Here is a 23,934-nt window from a genome sequence, read left to right on the forward strand (position 1 = left end):
GTGTGACGGTGGGAGCCGTGTTCGGGCCCCACGGGCGGCAGCCGGCAGGAAAAACATGAGCCCGGCGCGGGCTCAAAACCCGTATTTTGCCTTGTCGCGGGCGCGAGACGGGTATTTTGGCCGTTCGGCAGAGGGAAATAGGGGATTCGAGGGGGATCGCAACAACCGGATCCATCACGCCGCGTTCTTCGGCGTTTCCCGGCTGCTGCTTTCGTCCTTGTGGAACACGCGCTTGGTGGCGCGCTTCGTGCCGTCCCAGCCTTCGCGCGAGACGCGCTTGGTGCCCTCCCAACCCTCGCGCGAGGCGTGCGCGATGCCGTGGCCGACCGTCTTCGCCGCATCGGCGGTGGCGTGGCCGAAGTCGCGCGCGGCGTGACCGGTCTTCGTTGCGGCCTCTTTCGAGTCGTGCTTGATGTTCTCTTTCACTTCGTGGATGTCGGCGTAGGCGGCCGAGCTCGCCAGGCCGAGCAGCAGCGCGGCCAGAACGAATTGACGTGTTTTCACGTTGGTCCTCCCTTGAGTGCGTCGGTGTTATCGGTCGTCCGGGCAAGCGCGCCGGACGCGTCGAGCATCACGGCCGCGCGCCCGCGGAGCAGCACCTCGTCGCCGCAACGAACCGTGAAGCCGTAGAGGACGGTGTTGCCGTCCCCGCCCATGCGTTCGGCCTCCACGGTGAGGGGAGCATCGAACGTGTCGAGGCGCGCGACGCGGGCTTCCACGTTGCGCACGCTCGCGAGATAGCCTACGCGCGGCCGGCTCGCTGTAACCGCAGCGACCGTTTCAACCGGGTCGCGCATGCCGTCGCCCGTGCCGTCGCCCGTGCCGTCGCCCGTGCCGGCGAGCGCGCCGTGCACGGCCATCGCCTGGGCTGCGTATTCGATGCCGCAGACCGAGGCGAGCCGGCCCTGTGAGCGCAGCGGATTGTGCGCGTCGCGGTGGCTCGTGGCCGTGCAGCGGATGTGCGTGTCGTCCCATGCGTCGACGGTGTCGAGCAGGCACATCGCGCCGCTGTGCGGAATGCGCGCGGCGATCCACGCGCGATCGAGCGGCACGGCATGCGGCGCGGCGTGCGGTGCGGGGGGCGCGCCATGCAAAACGTCTTGCGTCATGGCGAGCGCTCCCCATGCGAACCCGGTGGCGTCACGTCGATGCGCACGCGTGTCTCGGGCAGATAGTCGATCACCACGCTCGCCGCGCGTCCCGTCGCGATGGCTTCGAGCAGCGGCAGCCCGCGCGCGGCGGGATTGCCGGCGCGCAGGGCTTCGAGCTCGGGAGCGGCGAGCGTCGTGGCCGGCGCGTCGGTGAGCTTCACTTCGATGCACGCCAGTGCTTTCGCCGGCGCGTGGGCGCCGCTCGTGCTGGTGTCGTTTTTCGCCGGAGCAGCGTCGTCGGCCGCCGGCGCGAGCAGGAGCGCCACGCCGAACGCATCGGCGATCGGGCGCACCGCGTGCAGCGGCTCGGGATAGGCGGTCTCGTAGGCGATCAGGAGGCTGGGCACGCCATCCACGGCAATCTGGCACAGGCTCTCCAGCAGGCCCGCCGCGAAGCTGGCGTCGTGCGCGCATAGCACGTTCGAGGTGGCCCGCGCTTGCGCTGCGATGCTCCAGTAGCCGGCCGCCGCGTTGTGCACCGAGTTGTGAAAGCGCGTGGGCGAGATCTGGCGGTCGTCGCCCGCGAGCATTTCGCAGATTGCGTGGCAGTTCAGGCCGTCGCCGCCCGACGCGGCGAACACGGTGGCGAGCGTCGTGGCGTCGCGGCTGCTCGCGGCCACGGCTTCGTGGGCCACGGCCAGCGCGGTTTTCACGACCGGCGCGGCGCGGCGCCGCTCGGCGCCCGGCAGGCCCGCGGGCGGCGGCAGCTCGGTCGGCGCGCTCGTCCAGGGCGCGCGGCCCGCGAGCACGTCGGCGGCGTGCGGCCAGTCGGCGAGGCCGGGTCCGATCAGGCCAATGCTTTCGATGGAGGCGCGCAATTTCATGATGGCTTCACGCTCGCGGTTCGCGTGGCGCGGTCCGCGCGGCCGAAAATCAGGCTGCAATTCGTGCCGCCGAAGCCGAACGAATTGCTCAGGACCGCGTGCAAATCGGCGTCGCGGCTCTGCAACACGTAGTCGATGCCGAGCGCCGGATCGGGCTGCGTCGTGTTCACGCCCGCGGGCACGAAGCGGTGGCGCAGCGCGAGCGCGGCCACCACGGCTTCCAGTGCGCCCGCCGCGCCCAGCGTGTGGCCGGTCGCCCCCTTGGTCGAGCTGCACGGCGTGCCGTCGAAGAGGGCGCGTACCGCGAGGCTTTCGGCGGTGTCGTTGCTCGGCGTCGCGGTGCCGTGCAGGTTGATGTAGCCGATCTCGTCCGGCGCGACGCCCGCCGTCGCGAGCGCCTGCTCGATGGCCGTGCGCGCGCCGAGCCCTTCCGGATGCGGCGACGACATGTGATGCGCGTCGCTCGATTCGCCCACGCCGAGCAGCAGCACGGCATCGCCATCTAGCGCACCGCGCTGCTCGGGCACGCGCTCGACGAACGCGAACGCCGCTGCCTCGCCAATCGAGATGCCGTTGCGCGCCACGTCGAACGGCCGGCACGGCTCGCGCGAGAGCAGTTCGAGCGAGTTGAAGCCGTACAGCGTGGTGAGGCACAGCGAATCGACGCCGCCCACGACTGCCGCGTCGATCAGCCCGGCTTCGATCATGCGGCGCGCGGAGCCGAACACCTTCGCCCCCGACGAGCACGCCGAGGAGATCGCCGTGGCCGGGCCGCGCAGCGCGAAATACGCGCGCACGAATGCGGCCACGGAGTACGGGTTGTGCGTTTGCGCGTAGCGGAACCCGGCGGGCAGCGCCCCCGTGTGCGGGTCGCGCTGGCGGTAGGCTTGCTCGGTTTCGAGAATCCCGCTCGTGCTCGTGCCGACAAATACGCCGACGCGCTCCGCCCCATATCGCGCGATAGCCGCCTCGACGTGCGCGGCGAAGCCGTCCTGCGTGAGGCCGAGTTGCGCGAGACGGTTGTTGCGGCAGGCGTAATCGGCGAGATCGGCGCGCATCGGCTCGGCGTCGACGCCCTCTACCGAGCCGATCCACGTGTCGAGCTCCGCGCGCTCGAAATCGCACGGCGCGAGGCCGCCGCGCTGGCGGCGCAGCGCGTCGAGCGTCGCGTCGAGCCCGCGCCCGAGGCAGCTGGTGGCGGTGAAGTGCGAGAGCAGAAGAGGTTTCACGAAAATCGAATCCGGTGACTGAAGCGCACGTTGCGAGGGGAACTCGAACCGGGGGGCGAAACGGGGGCCCGGGGGCCCGATCGCGCGTTGATCCTTATCAAATTTTATCAAATGGGGGGCGGCTGGCTCCGTTTCGGCCGGAAAGCCCTGCTGGTGGGCTGACCAGTGGGCTGGCCGGCGGACTGGCTGATGGGCTGGCTGACTGGCCGGCGCTTTCGGCTGGCGGGGCGTTGCGCGCGGTCGCGGGCGCCGCAACGAGTGCGTCGCGCAGCGTCGTCCAGCGCAATTGCGCGTTCGCGGCGGCGCGCAGCACCTCGGGCAGCGCATCCAGCACCACGGGCCGGCCGTTCGGGCCGCGTGCGGCGTGACCGTCGTGCACGAGCAGGATGTCGCGCGGCGCGAGACCGTGCAGCAGGCGCTGTGCGACCCTGCGGGCGTCCTGCTCGCGCGTGTCGAAGCCGCGCCGCGTCCAACTCGCGAGTTGCAGGCCGAGCCCGCAAAGCACCGGCTCGAGAAACGGATTGCGCAGGCCCGCCGGGGCGCGGAAAAAGAGCGGGCGCGTGCCGCTGATCTCGGTGAGCGTGCGCTGCGCGGCTTCGATCTCGCGCCGCAGCGCGCCCGGCCCCGAGAGCGAGAAGGTGTGCCGGTGCTGCTGGCTGTGGTTCTCGACCGCGTGGCCGCGCGCGACGATCTCCTCCACGCAACGCGGGTGCCGCCGCGCCAGATCGCCGATGCAGAAGAACGTCGCGCGTGCGCCGTACTGGTCGAGCAGGTCGAGCACGCGCGGCGTGACCTCGGGGTCGGGGCCGTCGTCGATGGTGAGCGCGATGCGGCGGTCGGTGCCGTCATTCGTTTTATCGGGCTGGCGCGGCGTCTCTGGCGCCGATGCGCTCGCCGGATTGCTCGCTTGATTGTCCGCCTGATTGCCTGCCTGATTGCCTGCCTGATTGCCTGCCTGATCGGGCCGCCCGGACATTTCGGGCAGGCGCGTCCAGTTGGGGCCGAGCAGCGCGCTCTTCGGCCAGAGTCCCGCCGCCGTGAGCGCGAGGTGCGAGGCGACCACGCCGCCCGCCGCCCACGGCCACGTCGACGGCTGGGCCAGCAGCGCCGCCGCCGCGCCCGCGTGCAGCGCCACCGAGCCTGCGATCAGCGGCGTGGGCTTCCAGCGGCGCTCGGCGCCCGGCTCGGAAGCACCGGTTTGCGATGCAAGCGACGAAGGCGTGTTCATGCGCGCCCTCCCTTGTGGCCGGGCAGGGCGGTATCGGTGGTGCCTGGCTGCGGTGCAGGCCGTGCCTGCGTGTTCATAGGCGTCTTTCCTTGTGGCTGAGGAGGCGCGTCGTCGGCGGCGGCGCTTGTGCTCGCGTGCGCGGCACGCGATGCACGCGGTGCACGCGGTGCAAGAATCGCGGCGAAGGCGAGCGCGAGCATCGCGCCCGGGCCGACCGTGAGCCCGAAGGTTTCGAGCAGCGGCACGCGCGAGAGCGCGAGCAGGCCGAAGCCCGCGACCGTGGCGAGATTGGCGACAAGCAGCGAGACGAGCGTCTGGGGCGTGATCTGCGGTGCGTCCGTCTGCTTGCCCGTCCGTTCGTCCGCCGGTTTGTCCGTTGATTTGTTCGCCGATTTGTCCGCTGACTTGTCCGCCGCGCCGGCTCCGGGCTTGCAGAAGAACAGCGCATAGTTCGAGCCTACCGCCACGATCAGCAGCATGCCGACCAGATGCAGGATCGTCATCGGCACGCCCGCGAGCGCGAAGCCCGCGGCCACCACCAGCACCGCCGCGACGAGCGGCGCGAGCGCGCGCGCCGCGAGCAGCGGCGAGCGCAGCGCGATCGTCAGCAGCACGGCGATAGCAGCGAATCCCGCAAGCGAGAGGCGGATGTCCTCGCGGACGTAGTTCACGTAGAGGCGGTCGGCCTCGGCTTTCAGGTCGACGAACAGCGCGCCGGGCACGCCCGCGCGCGCGACGGCGGCGCTGATTGGCTCGGTGTCGAGGCTCGGACCGCTGGCGGACGCGACGCTGGCTGCCTGGGGCGCCGAGAGATTCGCTGCGCGATTTGCTTCATGAGTCGCTTCATGGGTCGCTCCATGATTCGCGTCGGGGCCGGACGCCGCAGCGGGGCTATCCGCAGCCTGCGCCGCTTGCGGAGTCGCCGTCGCACCGGCGCCCGCAGGCGCGCGCAGCGCGAGCATCGCGCTCCAGCGGCCGTCCCGCCTGGTCAGCAGGGCGTCGACGGCCAGCGCCATCGAGGTGCCGCGCAGGTCCGCGCGCGTGATCAAGGGCGCCTTGCGCGCCGCTTCGACATCGGCGACGAACGGCGCGAAGACCTCGGGCTTGATGCCGACAGGCTGATCGGCGACGGCCTTGTCCATGCGCGCAGTAAGCTCGGCGGCGTCGGGCAGGCTCGCGAGGCGCGCGCGCTGCGCGGCGTCGCTCGGCAGATAGCGCGCGGGGCTTTCGAAGCCCGCGAGCACGCCCTGATCGACGAGCGGCTGTAGCTGCGCGCCGACCTTCTCCGCGCCTTCGAGCGCGGCTTGCTCATTCGCGGCGGGAATCTCCACCAGATAGCGCACGTCGGGCGCGCCCACATCGGCGCGCAGCCGCGCGTCCAGCGCCTGGCTGGCCGCCGGGACCGGGCTCAGCGAGGACAGCTCGCGGCTCCACAGGCCGCCCCGATGCAGCGCGAGCACCGCGACGGCGGTCAGCGCCAGTGCCGCGAGCGGCCAGCGCAGACGCGGCGCGGCCTGGGCGGCCCGGGCGAGCCAGGCGCCGATGCGCGAGACGTCGCGAATCGCCACGGCGCCGCCTTGCAGGCGCGGCAGCACGAAGCGCGTGACGAGCGCCGCCGTCACGAGGCCCGCGATCGAATAGGCGCCCAGTTGCACGAGACCCGGGAAGCCCGAGAACAGCATCGAGGCGAAACCGCATACCGAAGTGAGCACGCCGAGGCGGATCGTCGGCCACCACGCGGCGACCCAGGCGCGCACGGTGTCGCGCGCGGGCGAGTTGCGGGAGTCGAGCGGGCCGAGCGCGTTGGAACAGGCCGGCGCGGATTGCACGAACAGATAGATCGAGTAATCGACCGCCTCGCCGATCAGCGTCGTGCCGAAGCCGAGCGTGAGCCCCTGGACCGTGCCGAACACGAGACTCACCGCCGCGATGCCCGCGGCCACGCCCGAGAGCACGGGCACGAGGCCGAGCGCGAGTGTGCGCGGCGAGCGGTAGAGCGTGAGCAGCAGCGCGACGATCAGTACGAGGCTCAAGGCCGAAATGCGCTCGACGTCGTGGCGGATCGCGTCGCGCGTGTCCACCGAGAACACGCCGGGGCCGGTCATCTCCAGCCGATATGTCGTGGCGGCGGACGCCTTGGGCAGCGCGCGCGTGGCCGCGTCGAAGGCGTGGCGTATGGCGTCGATGGCGCGCGCCTGGGCGTCGGTATCAGAGCCCGCGGCGGCCGTCTGCGCGACCAGCACGGCGCGCGTGCCGTCGCGCGAGGCCCAGACGCCGTCGATGCTCTGTGGCTGTGCGGCGCTGTCCAGTTCGCCGACCAGGGCGGCGACTTCGCCGGTCGGATCGTGCGGCAGCAAGTCCTTGGCGACGAGGCCCGCCGACGAACTCAGCAAATCGAGGCTCTCGCCCAGCGCCTCATGCAGGCCCGCAGCCGTGAAGCGCTGCGGCGTGACCGACGGACTCAGCGCGTAGCGATGCGCGAACACGAATTGCTGGTCGCGCGCGTCGTTCACGGCCTCGCCGTTGTGGACCGCAGCGAACTGCGGGTCGGCGCGCAGCGTGGCCGCGACTTGCCGCGAGAGTTGCGCGCGTGTGGCCGTCTCGCCGCTGTTGTTCGCGTGGTTGTCGGCGTGGTTGTTGGCGTTGTTATTGGCGTTGTTATTGGCGCCGGTGTTGCTGCCGGCGTTAGGGCCGTCCCCGGCGATGGCGACGAGAATCAGCCGCGAGACGAGGCCGTCGCGCAGTTGATCGACGAGCACACGCTGGCCGGCGCTTGGCGAGCGCGGCAGGAAGGCGGAGAGGTCGGTGCTGAAATGGGCGCGCGCGATGGTTCCCGCGCACGCGACGAGGAACAGCAGCCATACGAGCACGGCGTGGCGCTGCAGCGCATGGGCGAGCGCGCGCAAGCCTCGGGTTGGCGGCGTGGGCCGGGTCGGGTCGTTCATGCGCGCTGCTACCCGCGTGGACGGCTCAGTTCGCCGCTGCCGATGCAGCCAGCGGGCGCAGGCGCATCAGCGAGTGATCGCCGCTCGCCTGCTGGATCGCCACGCTGCGCAGCGCGTCGCCCGTGCCTTCGAGCGTGATCGCGCTCACCGACTTGAGCATGCGCGAATCGCGCGGCGTGAGCGTGAGCGTCCAGTTCTGCCCGCTGCCGGCGAGCGCGACCTGATACGTCTCTTCGAGCGCGAGCCGGTTGCCCGTGAGCGTCGCGCGGATGCTCTCGATGAACGCGCCCAGCTCCGGATAGCGCGCGAGCGCGAGCGTGTACTTGTGGTTGTTGCGCTCGACGGTGAGCATGTCGCCGTCCACCACGAGGTGCTCGGGCTTGGGCTTGAGCGTGTTTTTCTCGAGATGGTCGGGCGCGACGAACACCAGTTCGCCCGACGACTCGATGGGCTGCGAGGCGATCGCGAGGTACTTGGTTTCCGTGAACGCGGCGCGGCCCGACTTGTGCTGGGCGAGCGTGGCCATGAGGCGCTCGAGCGTCCAGGCGGCGGCGGGCGTGGCCGCAGGCGCGGCGGTTTCGGCGGCTTGCGCCTCGGCGCTGGGTGCGAGCGCGAGCGCGAACGTGATCAGGGCGCAGGCGCTCAGCGTGCATGCGGCGATGGAGCGGGAAACAGTGAGAGAAGCGGCGCGTGCGACGGGGCGAACAGCGGGGCGAACAGCGGCGCGAACCACGGCGCGAACCACGGCGCGAACCACGGCGCGAACCACGGCGCGAACCACGGCGCGAACCACGGCGCGAACCACGGCGCGGCGCGAAGGCCGCTCACCGCCGGACAGGCAAGCGATCGTGCGAGTGAAACGGCGGATGGCGCTCATGCGTCGGAAGTCTCCCGGGCAGTAAGGCTGGCGTGCGGCGCCTCGCTGCGGCGCGCGCGGGCTGCATCGGCGCGTTTCGTCGCGTAGGCATTCCTTGCGACGCGCGCGGCGAGGTCCGCGTGCTGCGGCGCACGTGCTGCTTCTGCCGCTTCTGCCGTCTGTGCCGTCTGTGCCGTTTGTGCCGTTTGTGCCGTCTGTGCCGGTCCGGCCGCCTGCGCGGTTTGTGCTGTTCGTGCCGTTTGTGCCGTCTGCACAGTTTGTGCGGCTCGCGCGGTCTGCCAGAAGTCGAAGTAGTTGAACCAGTTGTACGGCGCCACGCGGCAATGCCTGTCGAGCAGCGCCACATAGCGCGCGAGCGCCGCGTCGATGGCGGCCTGGCGCGACTCGCGCGGCGTGTGCGTGAAGTCGGCGACCATCTCGAAGTGCACGTCGTAGCGGTTGCCGCCGCGATACAGGCCCGTCATGAAGATCACCGGGCGCTTGAGCATGGCGGCCATATAGAGCGGCCCGAGCGGGAAGGCGGCGGGCTCGCCGAGAAACGCCATGCGGCGCATCGAGCCGGCGGAGCCGGCGAGCAGCGTGCGGTCGGCGAGCATGCCCACCATGCAGTTCTCGTCGAGCCGTTCGTTCACGCGCAGCATCGAGTCGATCTGCCCGAGCGGGATCACCTCGGGCTGCGCGGCCGGGTTCACGGCGGCGATCGTCGCGTTGATCTTGCGTGCGTTCTCCTCGAACATCGTCACGACCACGCGCATGTCGGGTCGCGTGCGGCCGAGCGCGCGCACCACTTCGAAGCTGCCCAGGTGGCCGCCCATCAGGAACGCGCCGCGTCCGTTCGCGAGCGCTTCGTCGACGAGCGTCTGCCCCTTCGGGCGAATGTCGAACAGATCGAAGCGATCGTTCATCAGATAGATGCGGTCGTGGATCGTCGTCGCGAAGGTGAGTACGTGCCGGTAGAGGTCGCTCCAGCCGGCGGGCCGGCCCAGCACGCGGCGCAAGTAGTCGCGCGAGGCGGTCCGCGCGCGCGGCGAGAACAGCACGTAGTAGATGGCGATCAGATGCAGCAGGCCGCGCGCGGCGGGGCGGCCGAGGCGCAGCGAAAGCCAGGTCATGGCGCGCAGCAGCCGCGCGCTGCCGCGCTCTTGACGCTGGGCCCAGTCGGTGCGCCTGGTCATGGTTGCGGCCCTTCCTGCGAGAGTGCGCGAGCGGTGGCTGCGGTGGATTCAGCCGCCGTGGAGACGGCCGCCGTGGACATGGCCGCCGTGGAGACGGCCGACTCGGCGCTCGACTGCGCGCTCGACTGCGTGGAAGACTGCGCAACCGATGTCGCGATCGACAGCGTGCCGCTCGCGACGTTGCGCTCGCCTGCGCGCACGGTGAAACGGATCGCTCCGCCCGCCGCCGCGTCGAAGGCGAGGTCGAGCGCCTCGCCGGGCCGGGCCGGGCTCAGGAACTTCGCGGCGCTCAGGCGCCAGGCTTGCAGCGGGCGGTTCATGGCCGCGCCGATGGCGTCGATGGCGTGGTCGAGCAGCACGACGCCAGGCACGACCGGATGACCCGGAAAGTGACCCGGCAGCGCGGGGTGATCGGCGGGAATCGTGAAGGAAAGCGCGGCTGCCATGTTGCCGGCTTCCGCCGTGGCTGGCTTCTGCGTTGCGCGGTCGCCGCTTGCTTGCGCAGCCGCAGGGGTCTCGGGCGCACCCTGCGTATGCTGCGCGACCAGCGCGGCGAGCACCTCGTGCGGGAGCTTGCCGGTCTCGTTGCGCGGCAGCGACTCGACGAAGACGAGCGGGCGCGGCATGAACGCGGCGTCGATGCGCTCGCGCAGTGCGCGCTGCACGCTGGCGGCGCTGAGCGTGGGGGCGACCACGAGCGCGACGAGGCGCGTGACCGTTCCCATGCCTGCATGATCGGGGTGATCGGCGTGATCCCCGCCCTCGGCCGCATGGGCGCCGCCGTTGGCGGGCGCGGCAAGGCCAGGCACAACGCCGGGCACAACGCCTGGCATGAAGAACACGCCGTCGGTCACGCCGGGGATCGCGTTGAGCTGATGATTCAGGTATGCGAGCGAGGTCCGCTTGCCCGCGATGTTGATGAGATCCGCCTTGCGCCCGTGCAGCAGGAAGCGGTGCGCGTCGAGCAGTTCGAGCGCGTCGCCCATCGGCACCGGCTCTTCCACGTGACCGCCCGAGACCCAGACCGTTGGTCCTTCGTCGCTATCGTCGCTATCGTGACTATCGTTGCCGGCGGGCGCGCGCGCCTCCATGCGGATGCGCGGGAACAGCGCCCAGGTCGCGCCCAGCGCGGTGCGGCGCGTCGCGATCTGGCCCGTTTCGGTGCTGCCGTAGATCTCCACGAGCGGCGCGTGCAGGCGCGCCTCGGCCTCGCACGCGAGCTTTTCCGCGAGCGGCGCGGTTGCGCAGAGCACGAGCGCCGCGTCCGGCAGCGCCACATCGGTCGCGAGCAGCGCGCGCAGGTGGATGGGCGAGGTCACGAGCACGCGCGGCTGCGGCACGGCCTCCAGCTCGGCGCGGATGTCGACGGGATAGAACGGCTGGCGGTTGCTGAACGCGAGACCGCCGATCAGCGCGAGCAGCACCGTCGATTCGAAACCGTACATGTGCTGCGCGGGCACCGTGCCGATCAGCGTATGCGGGCTGGCGGGCGCATCGGCCTTGGCCCTGGCTTCTTCGGCTTCGGGGCGTGCTTTGGCATCGCCTTCGGCGGACGTATCGAGCAGCCCGAGGCGCTCGGCCGCCGCGCGCACGTTGGCCACGAGAAAGCCCCAGGTCTTGCGATGCGGCACCGGCGCGCCGGTCGAGCCCGAGGTGAAGACGTAGGCCATGATGCGCGCCGCGTCGATCTGCGGCACTTCGAAGGGGGCGTCGTCGTCGACGTTGTCGCTGGAATCGGCGCTGCAATTGTCGCCAGAATCGGCGCTTCGCCGGGCGTTGGCTGCAGTGGCCGGCTCAGCCTCGGGATAGCGAAAGCGCGGCAGGTCGATCGTGCAATCGGCGGTGTCGTGCAGGCAGAACGCGTCGGGCGCGAACGAGGCGAGCTGGCGGACCATCTCCGGCGTATGCGTGGACGGCAGCAGGCTGATGCGGCCCGCGACGAGCGCCGCGCACAGGCTCACCGCGAAGCGGTAGCGGTCGCGGCAGACGTTGAACACGTGGCCGCCCGGCGGCAGCGCGGCCGCGACCCGCGCGACCTCGGCGAGGAACGCGCGCACCGTGACCGGCGAGCCGTCGCGCCAGGCAATGACCTGGCGGGGCGAAGCGTGAAAAACCAGCGGATGAGTCGACATAACTTCAGTTGAAACGGAATCAGGGGGCGGCGATGCAGCGCGCCGCCAGTCATGCATGGCTTCACTCATGGCACACGTTGGCCGTCCGGCTCGTGGCCCGGCTCACGTGGCTCACGTGGCCTACGTGGCCTACGTGGCTCACCTTCGCGCGATCGTTCGGTGCAACCGCAATCGCAGCCGGGCAGCACGCACCGTTCGTATGGCTGGCGTGGCCGGCTGGCGCGCTCGCGTGGTCCTGAGCCGACGACTGCCGGTACGCGCGGACCGCAGCGAGAATGCCGGCGCGCGGTTCGTCGGGCAGCGCAAAGCGGCGGCACACGTACTCGGCGACGAACATCGCGCCCACCAGCGGCAGCGCCAGATAATTGGCGAAGGTCGCCCACGCGACGATCGGCGCGACGGCGAACAACAGCGTCGAAACCGCGGCGATGGCGACGAAGAACGCCGTCCACGCCACAGTGACCTGCCGCGTGTAGCGCGCGATGGCCGGCGTGAGCGAGCGGTGGATCATCGTCGCGAACTGCGTACAGAGCGGCACGTGCGGACTCGCGAGCGTGCGGCCGAACACCAGCGCCATGCCGAGGTTGAAGCTCACATGCTCGACGTACAGGCCCCATTCGAAATGACGAGCAAGCGGCGTGCGCGCGGCCCAGAGCGCGGCGAGCACGAGCGCCCAGAGCGGCAGCAGCCAGCCCCGGCGCGGCGAACGGGCTGCCGCGGCCAGCGCAATGGCCAGCGGCGGCAGCAGCGCCATGACCAGACCGAGGCCGTGCTCGTTGGGTGTGGCTACCGCGTGATGGGCCAGCATCTGGTACGTGGTCACCGTTGCGAGCGCAAGCGCTGCGCGCGCGAAGCCTGCGAGCGTGCTCATCGCGGTCCTCCTCCGGGCAGGCGCCGGACGCCGTTTGCACCGCCTGCTGGCCGAATGCTCCAGGTGGAGGCGGGCCGCACGCCCCGCACGCCGGCCTCGCCGAGGGCCGCGAGGCGGACCGGCGATTCTACCGGAGTGCAGCAGTCCGGCGTGAGGCAAAGGTGGCAGGGCAGGTATGGCACGGCGAGTCGAGGCTCCGTTGGCTTGGGTCGGTTCAGGCGGCTTGCGTGTGCGGGGTGGCGGGGCAGGCATTCTGGCACTCTGGCGCCTCTGCGTCACCCCTCGCGCAACCCATACATCACATGAATAACAGGCCGCAAGATCGCATCAGGCATATTTTAAGATGGCGACGGACCATCGCTGGAATGCCGCGCCCCCGGTTTGTAACCGTTTGTATGCCCTCGCGCCGGGCCTCGCTGGCGTCCGAACCAATTGCGCCCAATGCCGCGCAGGCGTCTCGCGCGTTCGCGTCCCAAAATGCGCGCGCCGCGTGCGGGACCCCTTGTAACCATTCGGCGGCGCTCACCGTATACGCACCGATACCCATCGTCTAGAATCCGCGTAACTTTTACTAAACGAACCCCAAAATCAGACAGGTGGGCAGCAGGCCGGCGCCGGGAGGGACGGCGGGGAGCACGTGCGATGCGTGCGCCAGGTCGTCGGTTGCGCCGGTTGCGCGCCGCGCTCGCGCCGTCTGAACGTACGCATGATGAACGCACTGGAAAAAGAGCTTGCCGCGCTGATCGTCGGCGAACTGAATCTCGAAGACGTCTCGCTCGACGACGTGAGCCCCGAGACCCCGCTCTATGGCGAGGGCTTCGGGCTCGACTCCATCGACATTCTGGAGATCGCGCTGCTGATCTCGAAGAAGTACGGCTTCGAGCTGCGCTCCGACAATCCAGATAACGAAAAGATCTTCGCGTCGCTGGGCGCGCTGGCCGCCCACGTGGAAGCGCATCGCGTGCGCTGAATCTGCGTGCGATGCGTGCGATGCGTGCGATGCGTGCGATGCGTGCGATGCGTGCGATGCGTGCGATGCGTGCGATGCGTGCGATGCGATGACCCGCGTGACGTACCAACGTGACGTACCAGCGTGACGTGGCGGCACGCACAGGATCGCGGAGCCGCCGTCCCGATCGTCCTGATGGAGGGGATGCGCGAATGAAAGGAGAACGAAAAGGAGCCAGCCGATGCGCGCGCTCGTGACAGGCGGCAGCGGCGCGCTCGGGCAAGCCATCTGCGTCGCGCTGGCCGAGGCGGGCCACGAAGTGTGGGTGCATGCGAACCGCCATCTCGAAGAGGCCGAGCGCGTGGTGCGGCGCATCGTCGATGCGGGGGGCGCCGCGCATGCGATCGCCTTCGACGTGACCGACGCCGATGCCGCGCAGGCCGCGCTCGAACGTCTGATCGAAGACGCGCCGGTGCAGATCCTTGTGAACAACGCGGGCATTCACGACGACGCGCCGCTCGCCGGCATGACGCGCGAGCAATGGCGCCGCGTGATCGACGTCTCGCTCAATGGCTTTTTCAACGTCACGCAGCCGCTCCTGCTGCCGATGATCCGCACGCGCCATGGGCGCATCGTCAATATCGCCTCGCTCGCGGGCGTCATGGGCAATCGCGGGCAGGTCAACTACTCGGCCGCGAAGGCCGGCTTGATTGGCGCGACCAAGGCGCTCTCGCTGGAAGTCGCCTCGCGCGGCATCACGGTGAACGCGATTGCGCCGGGCGTGATCGCATCGGCCATGGCCGAGCGCGCGTTTCCCGCCGAGCGCATCAAGCAGCTCGTGCCGGCACAGCGCGCCGGCCAGCCGGAAGAAGTGGCTGGCATGGTCGCGTATCTCGTGTCCGACGCAGCCGCGTATGTGACCGGGCAAGTCCTGTCGATCAACGGTGGGCTCGCGTAGACGCGCTCGCGACTAGGCATGTCGATCGTTGACGGCTACCTGAGGAATTTCGAGTGTTTGTGCAAACTGTCGACGCCGACTGGCGTTCGCAATCGATGACGTCCGCGCCCGTGGCGCCGCATGGCCGCGCGCGGCACAGTGCGCTGCGGCTCGTGCAGATCGATCATGCGCGCCTTGCCGCGTTGCTGGATGGCGCGCCCGGTGTTGCGAAGCCACACGCAGCCGAGGCGTTCGAGCGCGCGTTTCCGGGCGCGATCGGCGCGGCGTGCTTTGGTGCGGCCCGCGTTGGCTCGGTGGGGCACTGGGCGCGGCTGGCCGACGCCGTGCCCGACTTGCCGCTCGCGCCCGTGCACATGGCGCGCCTCGCGCCGCATCACACGGGCCACGCAACGGCTGCCACGCGTACCGAGGAACTCGACGCATCCTGTTACGAGATTTGGCAATGTGCTGCCGACGATCTGCGCAGCGAGCGGCGCGGTGCGCTGCATTACCGCTATAGCGAGGCGGCAGGGCTCGTGTTCGGCAGCATCGTGATGAACGAGGCCGATTTCGCGGCGCGGCCCGGAACGCACGCGCAGATCCAAACGCAGACCCAAACGCCGATTCAAACGCAGATTCAAGCGCCGCTCGAACGTGCGACCGATGCAGCCTATCGCATGCTGTTCGAGTTGCTCGACGCGCTCGGCATGCCGCATCCGCTGCGCATCTGGAACACCGTGCCCGCGATCAACGTGGAGCAGCACGGCACCGAGCGTTATCGTCAGTTCAACGCGGGCCGCCAGCGCGCGTTCGAAGCGTGCCGCCGCGCGCTCACCGGCAGCGTGCCGGCCGCATGCGCGCTCGGCTCGGTCGGTCCGCTATCGGCGCAGGGCGTGCCGCGCGAACCGCTCGCGGTGTATTTCCTTGCGAGCCGCACGCCCGCCGAGGCCATCGAGAATCCGCGCCAGGTGAGCGCGTTCCATTACCCTGCGCAATACGGCGCGCGTGCCCCGACGTTCGCGCGCGCCGCGGCGTGGTCCGGCGCGCCCGCGGCGTTCCAGGCGCCGGTGCTGTTCATTTCCGGCACGGCGAGCATTGTCGGGCACCGCACCGTGCACCACGGCGACGTGCTGGCCCAGACGCGCGAGACGCTCGCGAATCTTGCCGCCGTGCTGGAGCAGGCCGCGCGGCAGGGCTACGGGCCGTTCGCGCTGGCGGATCTCACGTTCAAGGTCTACGTGCGCGACGGCGCCGATGCAGCCATGCTCGCCGCCATCGACAGCCTGCTGCGCGAGGCCATCGGAGCGCAGGTGCGCCCGCTTTATCTGCACGCGGACGTGTGCCGCTCGGACCTGCTGATCGAGATCGAGGCGAGCGCGGGTCATGCCGTGGCGGGTTTCGCCTGATGCACAAGAAGGGCACCGTAGAGACGCCTTATATTGCCGCGCACGCACGATGTCGACGAGACATGTGCAGGGTCGTCGGCGAGTCATAAAATTTTGTCAGTATCCCGTTTCATGCAATCGGTCGCATCCATGTCTACGCCAATCGCTTCGTCCACGCACATCGTCCTGATTCCGAGCTACAACCCGGGCCTCAAGGTCGACGAAACCGTGCGCGCCGCGCGTGCGCACTGGAACCCCGTGTGGGTGGTGGTGGACGGCAGCACGGATGGCAGCGCCGAGCGCCTGCAGGCGATGGCCGCGAACGATCCAGGGCTGCACGTGATGGTGCTGCCCACCAATCGCGGCAAGGGCGGCGCGGTGCTCGCGGGCATCGAGGCCGCTGCGGGGCGCGGCTTCACGCACGTGCTCACGATGGACTCCGACGGCCAGCATCCGGCCGACCTGATTCCGCGTTTCATGGCCGCTTCGCAGGCGGCGCCCGATGCGATGGTGCTGGGCCGGCCGAAATTCGACGCGAGCGCGCCGATGATTCGCGTGCAGGGGCGACGCGTGTCGAACCTGCTCGCGGACATCGAGACGCTATGGGCCGGCATCGGCGATTCGCTCTATGGTTTTCGCGTTTATCCGATCGGGCCGCTCAAGACGATCATGCGCAGCCAGCCCTGGATGCGCCGTTTCGACTTCGATCCCGAAGCGGCTGTGCGTCTGTGCTGGGCCGGCGTGCGGCCGATCCAGATCGAGGCGCCGGTGCGCTATTTCGGTGCGCACGAGGGCGGTGTGTCGCATTTCAATTACGCGCGCGATAACCTGCTGCTTTCGTGGATGCATTTGCGGCTCGTGGCCGGTTTCGGCGTGCGGTTGCCGTTGCTTGCGGCGCGGCGGGTGTTGGGGCGTAACGACGTGGTGTGACGCCGATTGCCGGCGCCGCCGGAATTGCATGCGCGGGAAGCTCGCTGCATGACGTAAAAATACGCGTCGTATATTCAGAAATCCGAAATAAATTATAGCGGTCGTAATAACGATCGATTCCGCCTGTAGCCGTCCCGCAAGCAATATTCAATTTGCATATTTTCTCCCTTGGCGACAAACCTTTATCACGTCAGGGAGCGTTGGATATATACGTACATTCTGAATCCTCCACCTTTCTGCAATTTGATTGAGCATGCAGAAAACCCAGTTCATCGCGTCTGGTCTGTCGCGCTGAAAGTTGCTATCACAACGGCTTTGCATCGTCCACTCCAACGGGATAAGGATGGCGTATGAATGCTGTGACGAAGCGCTTTATGGACACGCTGCGGTACCCGGGATCGCGGCTCACCCAGCACCTCAACCTCTGGATCGGTAAGAAAAAGCACGATCTCGACGTGCTCGACTTCAAGGTGAAAGGCGGGTTCTGCAAGGACTATCAGGTCGATATCACGGTTACGTCGCCGCAACTCGATATCGACGGCAACGATTACGTCGGGTGGCGCGCGGGCCTGCAGATCGACGAGCGGGTTGCGGTGCCCATGGCAAGCTACGTCGATCCAGTCCTCTACGAAGCCGCTACTTTCAACGGAGTTGTCACGCGCTGGAAGCGAATCCGCACGAGCCGCGAGGAGTCTGCTTACCAGTTGCGCATTGAACCGCGGTTTGTCGCCCTCTGCAAACGAGTCATCAAATCTGATGTCTTCAGGGACGTGACGCTTCAGGAGTTGATCACCCGGGCGCTGGTCGACCGGAAGAACTTTGACCCCTTCGACGTGGAGTTCCAGATAGAAGGGCTGCAAGAAAAGATGGAACAGGTGGTGATGTATGAGGAATCCTTATGGAGTTTCATCGCGCGTCACTGCCGCCGCCTCGGCGTTTTCTGGTTCTACAAGCAAGGGCGCGGCAAGGCCGGCAAGCTCGACACCATCGTATTCGCCAACAATCCGCGTGCGTATATCCGCTCGATCGACCTGCCACTACTGGCTGACTCGGGCCTGCACAGCAACTGGCACGAGGCGGCGCAGATGGTTCACGCGCAGCGCAGACTGGTGCCGGCCACGGTCGAGCTATGGGAGCGCAACTATCGCACGCCGGAGGACCCGCTGCGGGCCATGGCGAACATCGCTGCCGAGTCGGGTGAGCGCTCGGTGTTCGGGCGGATCAGCCGCAGCGCGGAAGGCCATCTGACGCGGGCGCAAGGGCAGGCGTTCGTGCAGACACGGCGCGACGAGCAGATCGCGCGGCAGGTCACGCTGGCCGGTGCGAGCGATGCGAAGGGTATTGCGGCGGGTGTCGTCATCAAGCTGACCAACACGAAGCTCGCAAGCGCCAGGTACGGCTTCGTGGTCACGTCGTTCAGGATGAAGGGTAGCCGCACGAAGCCGGCCTATACGCGCTTCAAGGCGATGCCCGCGCATTTGGCCTACCACCCGAAGTTCGACTATGAGCGCGACTGGAGATTTTTGAGCGGCCCCGTTGGCGGCGTGGTTACCACGCTCCATTCGCCGCCTTACGGGGACATGGACGCGCACGGACGCTATCCGGTTTTGCCGAAGTTTCTTCAAGGCTCGGGAAACACCGACAACAAGCTGCTGAATCTGCGTCTGCTGCGTCCATCATCGTCTTCGCAAGGCGGCTTCCATTCGCCCCTGCTCCCGGGGACCGAAGTGCTGCTCGACGGCGAAAACCGCGACGTGGACCGCATGCACATCAGCGGTGCCTTGCACGATTTTTCGCATCAGGATCCGGTACGCGGAACCGATGCACTGTTCAGTTATGCCATCTGGCGTTCGCCATTACTCGGCGCGGAAGTGGTTTTCAATGACCTGCGAGGGAAGGAGAGCGCGCGCATCGCGACCGTGTACAGCCAGACGGCTTTCAACCAGGGCTATCTGCTCGACAGTAAACATCTCCCGCGCGGAACCGGGTACGAAGCGACGACCCAGGCTTGGGCGACACTGCGCGCGGCGAAGGGGCTGTTCTTTTCGGCGGATGCGGCGGCCGGGCCGGATACACCGCACCTTGAGATGCCTGCCGCCGTTGCGCAACTCCAAGCCGCGCTGCGGCGCGTAACGGATCTCGCGGCGGCGACTTCGCAGGCCGGAGCTGATCCTGCTGACCGCGCCACGCAGGCGGCGTTGCTCGATGCCCTGAACCAGCTTCGGGAGGCGGGGCTGCTCGCGAGCGCGCCAGGCGGCATGGCGTTCGTGACGCCGAAATCGGTGCAGCACTCGGCGGGCCAGAACGTGATTGTCACGGCGGGCCAGGATATGGATGTGAGCATTGCCAAACGCCTGCGCATGGCGGCGGGCGGCATGATCTCGCTGTGCGCGCACGGGCTCGGGCTGAAATTCATAGCGGCAAAGGGGAAGATCCTGATGGCGGCGCTTACGGACGGTATGGACCTGTTCGCACAGAAGCAGTTGCGCGTTGCGAGCGAGAGTGCGGACGTCGAGGTATCGGCGAAAACGAAGCTCACGCTCAATTGTGGTGGCGCTTCGGTGGTCATCGAGGGCGGCAACATCACGTTCCATTGTCCCGGCGCATACACCATCAAGGCCGCGTCGTTCACGTTTGTTGGACCTGACACCGTCGCAACGACGTTACCGTCCCTGCCGAAGAGCAGCCTGAAAATTTCCGACCAGTACTCGTCGTCCCACTGAAGCCATGATCATCAGCCCTCCCTTTCTGCCCGTATCGGGCGTGACGCCCAGCGATGCGTCCAGACCGGACCCCATGATGGACCTGGTCGACCAGTTCGAGATCGGCCATCACGGGGTCTATCCGGTCACCTTCGACCGGCGTTTTCACTGCGGTATTCATCTGAATCCGGGCACTCATGGCCCGGGCCAGGCGGAGCCGGTGCGCGCAATCGCCGATGGTGAGGTCGTGGCGTACCGGGTCTGCAAGAATGCAATATCGGACGGCGCGACCGATCCCCAAACGGGGCAGCCACTGCTGAACTCGAATGCGGGTTTCGTCCTGCTCAGACACAAGACGGACACGGGTGACGGGCGCGCGATCACGTATTACTCGCTTTACATGCACCTGCTGGACATGACCGGTCAGGAGAACATGGCTCCGCAGCCGAATGATCCGCCTGAGACCGGAACGCCGAATGCCCTGCCCAGATGGCTGCTCGATACGGCCGGCGGCAAGGATGGGGTGGCACAGCCGGGCGGCACGAAGAAGGTGTACCGCAAGGACATGCTCGGCTATGTCGGCAAGCATCAGGACGTGCAGCATCTGCACTTCGAAGTCTTCATGGCGGATGCCGATTTCACGGCCTGGTTCGACCAGGCCGGCCACAAAGTTCAGATCGGTGAAAAAGACCCGGCCCAGCCTCAATCGGGTGACTACTGGGGGCACAGCTATTTCATTATCAAGGGGCCGCTGGACTTGTCTCCGAAGCCGGCAGGAATGAGCGACACCTGGTTTCCCCGGTTGCCGGGCGGATCGATTGGCGCAAATGACACGCTCTATGTCGAGGCGTGGTTCAACAAGGGGCGGCGCTATACGCGCGCGTGGATCGATCGCGGCAATAGCGGCAATGTCGTTCTGCTTACACCTGATCCCGTCGCGGATCCATATGACAACGGCACAAAGCACTATGAGTATGATCTGTACCAGCGTGCGATGGCGTTGTATCCGGCGTGCCCGAGTGACGGCTATGAAATGCTGCGGTTTGGACGCATTCTTTCACGGACTCATCAAGGTGAAGCCCCGGCTACATGGATTGCGGTGCCGTTCGACGAGAGCGGCAAGCAGGGCTACGTCAACATTGCGCCGGATGCAGTCAAGAAACTCTCTGATGCGGATTTCCCGTTCTTTACGGGCTGGCAAAAGGTCGATGAGGAAAACACGCCGTTCAATCATGACGGGCTTTGTGGATACGATTCGCTTTGTCGTCTGACCGGCGTGGAAGATCCGCAGGCGACTTCAGGCATTGTGCAGCCACTCGAATATGACAAGAACAACGACAACAGTCACAACCAGCAGCTTGCTGGCTACATTCAGATTGCCCGAGGTGTGCGCGAAAAGCTCCGGGGGCTGGTGTGCATGGCGCGCAGCGAATGGGATCCGTCGAACAATGATGATCGGTACAAGAATTTGAACGATCCGGATGGTTTCTTTGGAAGACAGAAGGATACCAACCCCGACGGGTACAGAAAATTCATCGATTTTCTGGGCAAATTCCAGTTTCTGGACAAGACGCCGCTCGCCGGGCAGAAACTGTGGTTTTTCCATCCGTTGGCGTTTATCCGGCATTTCAGGAGGTGCGGTTGGCTGACCGTAAGCGAATTGGCTGCAACGTTCCCTCGCTATCCGTTTTATACGCAAAGCGGTAGCCCTCGAAGAGCCATTGCTACAGATAACGATACATATAGGGTTACACATCAAATCGCTTGTCAGCGCGTCAAGAAACACGTGATTCAGTTGAATAAATGTATTAGAAAATATATTGGAAGTGATTCAAAGAGAATTGGTTTGTTTTTGGCGCAAGTGCTTTTGGAAACCGCTCAATGGCGTGATCTTGGTGGTGCGAAGCGACTTATGCATGAATGGGGATTTGGCCACTACTCTGCCGCCAATCCAGCAACTCAATATTATGGCCCATTTTACGGTCGTGGAATCATGCAGCTCACGTGGGCTGGCAATTTCGATGCCTATGGGAAATACCGCGCTATACCTGACAACAATGGCGGTTCCTATGTCGAGCGATTGCCAAGTGTAGTCCATCGTATCACGACAATTTCGCGCCACTATACGGCGAATCCGGCTGATGGTGGACATTTGATGCTTTGGTTTCCTCGATATGATCCGGATATTATTGCGGAAGATGCTGAGTATGCATGTGACTCTGGTGGATTTTATTGGGTATCGAAACGTTATTCCAGGGGCGGTAATATTAACAGGGTTTCCGATGATAATTTTCTCGCGCTAAACGTTGGTTTGATAAGTCGCCTGGTAAATGGAGGTGGGAACGGATACTACGAAAGGCAGGCATATTCGATGTTTGCGTTGCGTGTTTTGGATGACGGAGTGGATACGAGTGAATCGGTGATGATTGCGCTTCCCCATCCAAAAAATCCAATCTTGGCTAATTTGCTAAAACCGGAGTGATTTATGGGGAAAATATTTTTATTTCTGGCATATCTTTTTTTGGCATTTTCAGTATGTGCGGCTGAAAATTCGGAATCGTTCTCGCCAGCTCCCGGAGTTAAGGCAGTAGTTGAAATTAAAGGTAATCATTTGATGTGGAAAACGTACTACCGAAACGGTAGCGCACAAGGTGACGTGAGTATTGATACGGAAAAGGTGATCCACATTAACGTGGATAGTTACGATTTTAGCGGGAAATATGGATTTTCGGTGTGGCATGTAGATGATGGAATGGGTGTGTATTCAATTTATAGAATTTTTACATTTTCATCATCGGACAATAAATTTGTGGAACGAAATCCGTCGTCAATGTGCGGAGATGAATTTATTAATCTAAAGGTCGATAAAAAAAGACGTCGTCTCGTCAGCACTTATTGGAATAATGGTGTGCCTAAATTATGTGTCACACGTTTCCGGTCAGGAGAACATGGCTCCACAGCCGAATGATCCGCCTGAGACCGGAACGCCGAATGCCCTGCCCAGATGGCTGCTCGATACGGCCGGCGGCAAGGATGGGGTGGCGCAGCCGGGCGGCACGAAGAAGGTGTACCGCAAGGACATGCTCGGCTATGTCGGCAAGCATCAGGACGTGCAGCATCTGCACTTCGAAGTCTTCATGGCGGATGCCGATTTCACGGCCTGGTTCGACCAGGCCGGCCACAAGGTTCAGATCGGTGAAAAAGACCCGGCCCTGAATACTCTCAAAACGACTGATGCGGGTGAAGTGCAAATTGAGGCGGTAATTCAGGCATCCAAATCTACTAACGGCAATGTGGCGAATCAAAACATAAATGGCCTGGACCATCGATTGCAATCATTCGTATACATTAAATGCGTTTTGCTTGATTTGATTGATGGAGACTCTTCGGAGAAAATTTCTTTTGTTTGGCGAAGAAATACGGCGCAGGAACCTGTGCTTGATGCGAGTGGTCAACCAGTATTGGATCCACATACGCATCACCCGAAGAGGAAATATTTTCCGACAACTTATACTATTCAAGTGTCATTGGAGAAGCAGCGACCATGAGAAGGTTTTTTATTTTTGTTTCATTGCTTTTCTCTTCCGGGTTGGTATTCGCCTGCGGAACTGATATTCAGCGGGAAAGGATGGCTGAGAGGCTACATGCAGATATCGATATGCAGAAATTTGTTTGTGCTGCTGACTCGTGCCCAATATCCGAGTTTGAGAAGGGGTTGAAGTTTTATAAATATAAAGAATCGTTTCGCGGGAAAGTAATTTTAATTTGCGTGATTGAGTCTGCTTTGAATGCGAAAAATTCGTATACCGGCATATTTGCAGCCAAAAGCGGTGAATTCGAATTTCAGTTCATTTCTTATGGATCTGGCATTAAAGTTGGCGCCAACAAGGCCGGAGTGCCTATGATTATGGAGTATGGCGTTAGTGATCCAGATGGTTCTGAATATTCGTTGAATCAATACTTGTGGAATGGTGAGGGATTTATTTCTTATCAAAATGTGCCATTGTGTAACTGAAAATCTCAAACAGAATTTGAAAGGTCGGCGCGTGCAGTGAATACTGGCGATCCGAATAGCACTGGACGTCTTAATGGATTGGTGCCGCGAACGAACGTTTTCCTTGCTTCTGTGGCCAAATTAACGGATATGTTAATCGACTATGCTGATGCGTATTCCCAGAAAAAATGAAATCGCCTGGTAACGTGTGATTACTATAGAGAGGCATAAGATTGGGAAAATATTTTTTTCAGCGTTCTTTGTTTTGATCGGATTTTCAGTGCTAGCTGCGGATTTCCCGTCTGTGGTTATACATAATGGTCGCGCATACGTCACAACTAACGAGTTGTGGAAAATCAGAGCGATCCTGCAATCAGTAGAATTTGTTGACGAGCAGCCCACCAACCCGGCAAGCGGCTCAACGTCTGCCCTCAAGCAATAGCGATAACGTCGATAAGCGAATCCGCCGCAAAGGACGGCCTATTCGTGAACTGAGGTGAAACCTATGATATTCAAGGGATGTGGTTGATTGAGTCAAAAGGAGATGCCCCAATTCATTCCGGCCTTTGTTATCAGGAAGCCAGAATCGCACAACTCAAATCATC

At 65.0% G+C, this 23,934-nt stretch carries 16 protein-coding genes and 3 pseudogenes; 9 read left to right on the forward strand and 10 right to left on the reverse strand.

Going from position 1 to position 23,934, the window contains the following annotated elements:
* Positions 1-174 precede the first annotated feature (174 nt).
* The 10 genes and pseudogenes from L5014_RS00695 to L5014_RS00740 all read right to left on the reverse strand — a co-directional run.
* Positions 175-504: a hypothetical protein gene (locus L5014_RS00695; protein ID WP_238461669.1), complete on the reverse strand. Its 330-nt coding sequence runs from the start codon at positions 502-504 to the stop codon at positions 175-177.
* Positions 501-1,109 carry a hotdog family protein gene (locus L5014_RS00700; RefSeq protein ID WP_238461670.1) on the reverse strand — a complete coding sequence of 203 codons (609 nt, stop codon included), beginning with the start codon at positions 1,107-1,109 and terminating at the stop codon, positions 501-503. The genes L5014_RS00695 and L5014_RS00700 overlap by 4 nt, the downstream gene beginning before the upstream one ends.
* Positions 1,106-1,975: a beta-ketoacyl synthase chain length factor gene (locus L5014_RS00705; protein ID WP_238461671.1), complete on the reverse strand. Its 870-nt coding sequence runs from the start codon at positions 1,973-1,975 to the stop codon at positions 1,106-1,108. The genes L5014_RS00700 and L5014_RS00705 overlap by 4 nt, the downstream gene beginning before the upstream one ends.
* Positions 1,972-3,204: a beta-ketoacyl-[acyl-carrier-protein] synthase family protein gene (locus L5014_RS00710; protein ID WP_238461672.1), complete on the reverse strand. Its 1,233-nt coding sequence runs from the start codon at positions 3,202-3,204 to the stop codon at positions 1,972-1,974. Before L5014_RS00710 ends, L5014_RS00705 begins: the two co-directional genes overlap by 4 nt.
* A gap of 97 nt (positions 3,205-3,301) precedes the next feature.
* The gene (locus L5014_RS00715) at positions 3,302-4,432 is read right to left on the reverse strand and encodes a polysaccharide deacetylase family protein (RefSeq protein ID WP_420799990.1); all 1,131 of its coding nucleotides are present in this window, start codon (positions 4,430-4,432) and stop codon (positions 3,302-3,304) included.
* A 113-nt stretch (positions 4,433-4,545) separates the two neighbouring features.
* A pseudogene (locus tag L5014_RS00720) lies at positions 4,546-7,377 on the reverse strand (MMPL family transporter); the annotation flags it as partial.
* Between the two features lie 25 nt (positions 7,378-7,402).
* The gene (locus tag L5014_RS00725; protein ID WP_274389202.1) at positions 7,403-8,023 is read right to left on the reverse strand and encodes an outer membrane lipoprotein carrier protein LolA; all 621 of its coding nucleotides are present in this window, start codon (positions 8,021-8,023) and stop codon (positions 7,403-7,405) included.
* 491 nt (positions 8,024-8,514) lie between these two features.
* Positions 8,515-9,429: pseudogene (locus tag L5014_RS00730) on the reverse strand (LpxL/LpxP family acyltransferase); the annotation flags it as partial.
* Positions 9,426-11,561: an ApeI family dehydratase gene (locus L5014_RS00735; RefSeq protein WP_238461673.1), complete on the reverse strand. Its 2,136-nt coding sequence runs from the start codon at positions 11,559-11,561 to the stop codon at positions 9,426-9,428. The gene L5014_RS00735 and the pseudogene L5014_RS00730, both read right to left, overlap by 4 nt.
* A gap of 241 nt (positions 11,562-11,802) precedes the next feature.
* Positions 11,803-12,432, reverse strand: a pseudogene (locus tag L5014_RS00740) (COG4648 family protein); the annotation flags it as partial.
* A gap of 709 nt (positions 12,433-13,141) precedes the next feature.
* Between L5014_RS00740 and L5014_RS00745 the strand changes: the two are divergent.
* The 9 genes from L5014_RS00745 to L5014_RS00785 all read left to right on the forward strand — a co-directional run bounded on the left by L5014_RS00745 (position 13,142) and on the right by L5014_RS00785 (position 23,350).
* Positions 13,142-13,402 (forward strand): phosphopantetheine-binding protein, encoded by a 261-nt coding sequence (locus tag L5014_RS00745; RefSeq protein ID WP_238462109.1) that lies wholly within the window; start codon positions 13,142-13,144, stop codon positions 13,400-13,402.
* A 220-nt stretch (positions 13,403-13,622) separates the two neighbouring features.
* Entirely contained in the window at positions 13,623-14,339 is a 717-nt protein-coding gene (fabG, locus tag L5014_RS00750) for a 3-oxoacyl-ACP reductase FabG (RefSeq protein WP_238461675.1), read from the forward strand.
* A 53-nt stretch (positions 14,340-14,392) separates the two neighbouring features.
* Positions 14,393-15,724 carry a chorismate transformation FkbO/Hyg5 family protein gene (locus L5014_RS00755; protein ID WP_238461676.1) on the forward strand — a complete coding sequence of 444 codons (1,332 nt, stop codon included), beginning with the start codon at positions 14,393-14,395 and terminating at the stop codon, positions 15,722-15,724.
* A 129-nt stretch (positions 15,725-15,853) separates the two neighbouring features.
* Positions 15,854-16,633 (forward strand): glycosyltransferase family 2 protein, encoded by a 780-nt coding sequence (locus L5014_RS00760; protein ID WP_238461677.1) that lies wholly within the window; start codon positions 15,854-15,856, stop codon positions 16,631-16,633.
* 350 nt (positions 16,634-16,983) lie between these two features.
* Positions 16,984-19,356 carry a DUF2345 domain-containing protein gene (locus L5014_RS00765; protein ID WP_238461678.1) on the forward strand — a complete coding sequence of 791 codons (2,373 nt, stop codon included), beginning with the start codon at positions 16,984-16,986 and terminating at the stop codon, positions 19,354-19,356.
* 73 nt (positions 19,357-19,429) lie between these two features.
* Complete coding sequence (locus tag L5014_RS00770) at positions 19,430-21,817, forward strand: lysozyme family protein (RefSeq protein WP_238461679.1); 2,388 nt, start codon at positions 19,430-19,432, stop codon at positions 21,815-21,817.
* Between the two features lie 3 nt (positions 21,818-21,820).
* The gene (locus L5014_RS00775; RefSeq protein ID WP_238461680.1) at positions 21,821-22,303 is read left to right on the forward strand and encodes a hypothetical protein; all 483 of its coding nucleotides are present in this window, start codon (positions 21,821-21,823) and stop codon (positions 22,301-22,303) included.
* A complete protein-coding gene (locus tag L5014_RS00780; RefSeq protein ID WP_238461681.1) occupies positions 22,284-22,883 on the forward strand; it encodes a hypothetical protein in 600 nt (199 codons plus the stop codon). The genes L5014_RS00775 and L5014_RS00780 overlap by 20 nt, the downstream gene beginning before the upstream one ends.
* Positions 22,880-23,350 carry a hypothetical protein gene (locus L5014_RS00785; protein ID WP_238461682.1) on the forward strand — a complete coding sequence of 157 codons (471 nt, stop codon included), beginning with the start codon at positions 22,880-22,882 and terminating at the stop codon, positions 23,348-23,350. The genes L5014_RS00780 and L5014_RS00785 overlap by 4 nt, the downstream gene beginning before the upstream one ends.
* The last annotated feature ends 584 nt before the right edge of the window (positions 23,351-23,934 follow it).

Origin of the sequence: Paraburkholderia tagetis (assembly GCF_022213065.1) — a bacterium.
Classification (GTDB): domain Bacteria; phylum Pseudomonadota; class Gammaproteobacteria; order Burkholderiales; family Burkholderiaceae; genus Paraburkholderia; species Paraburkholderia tagetis.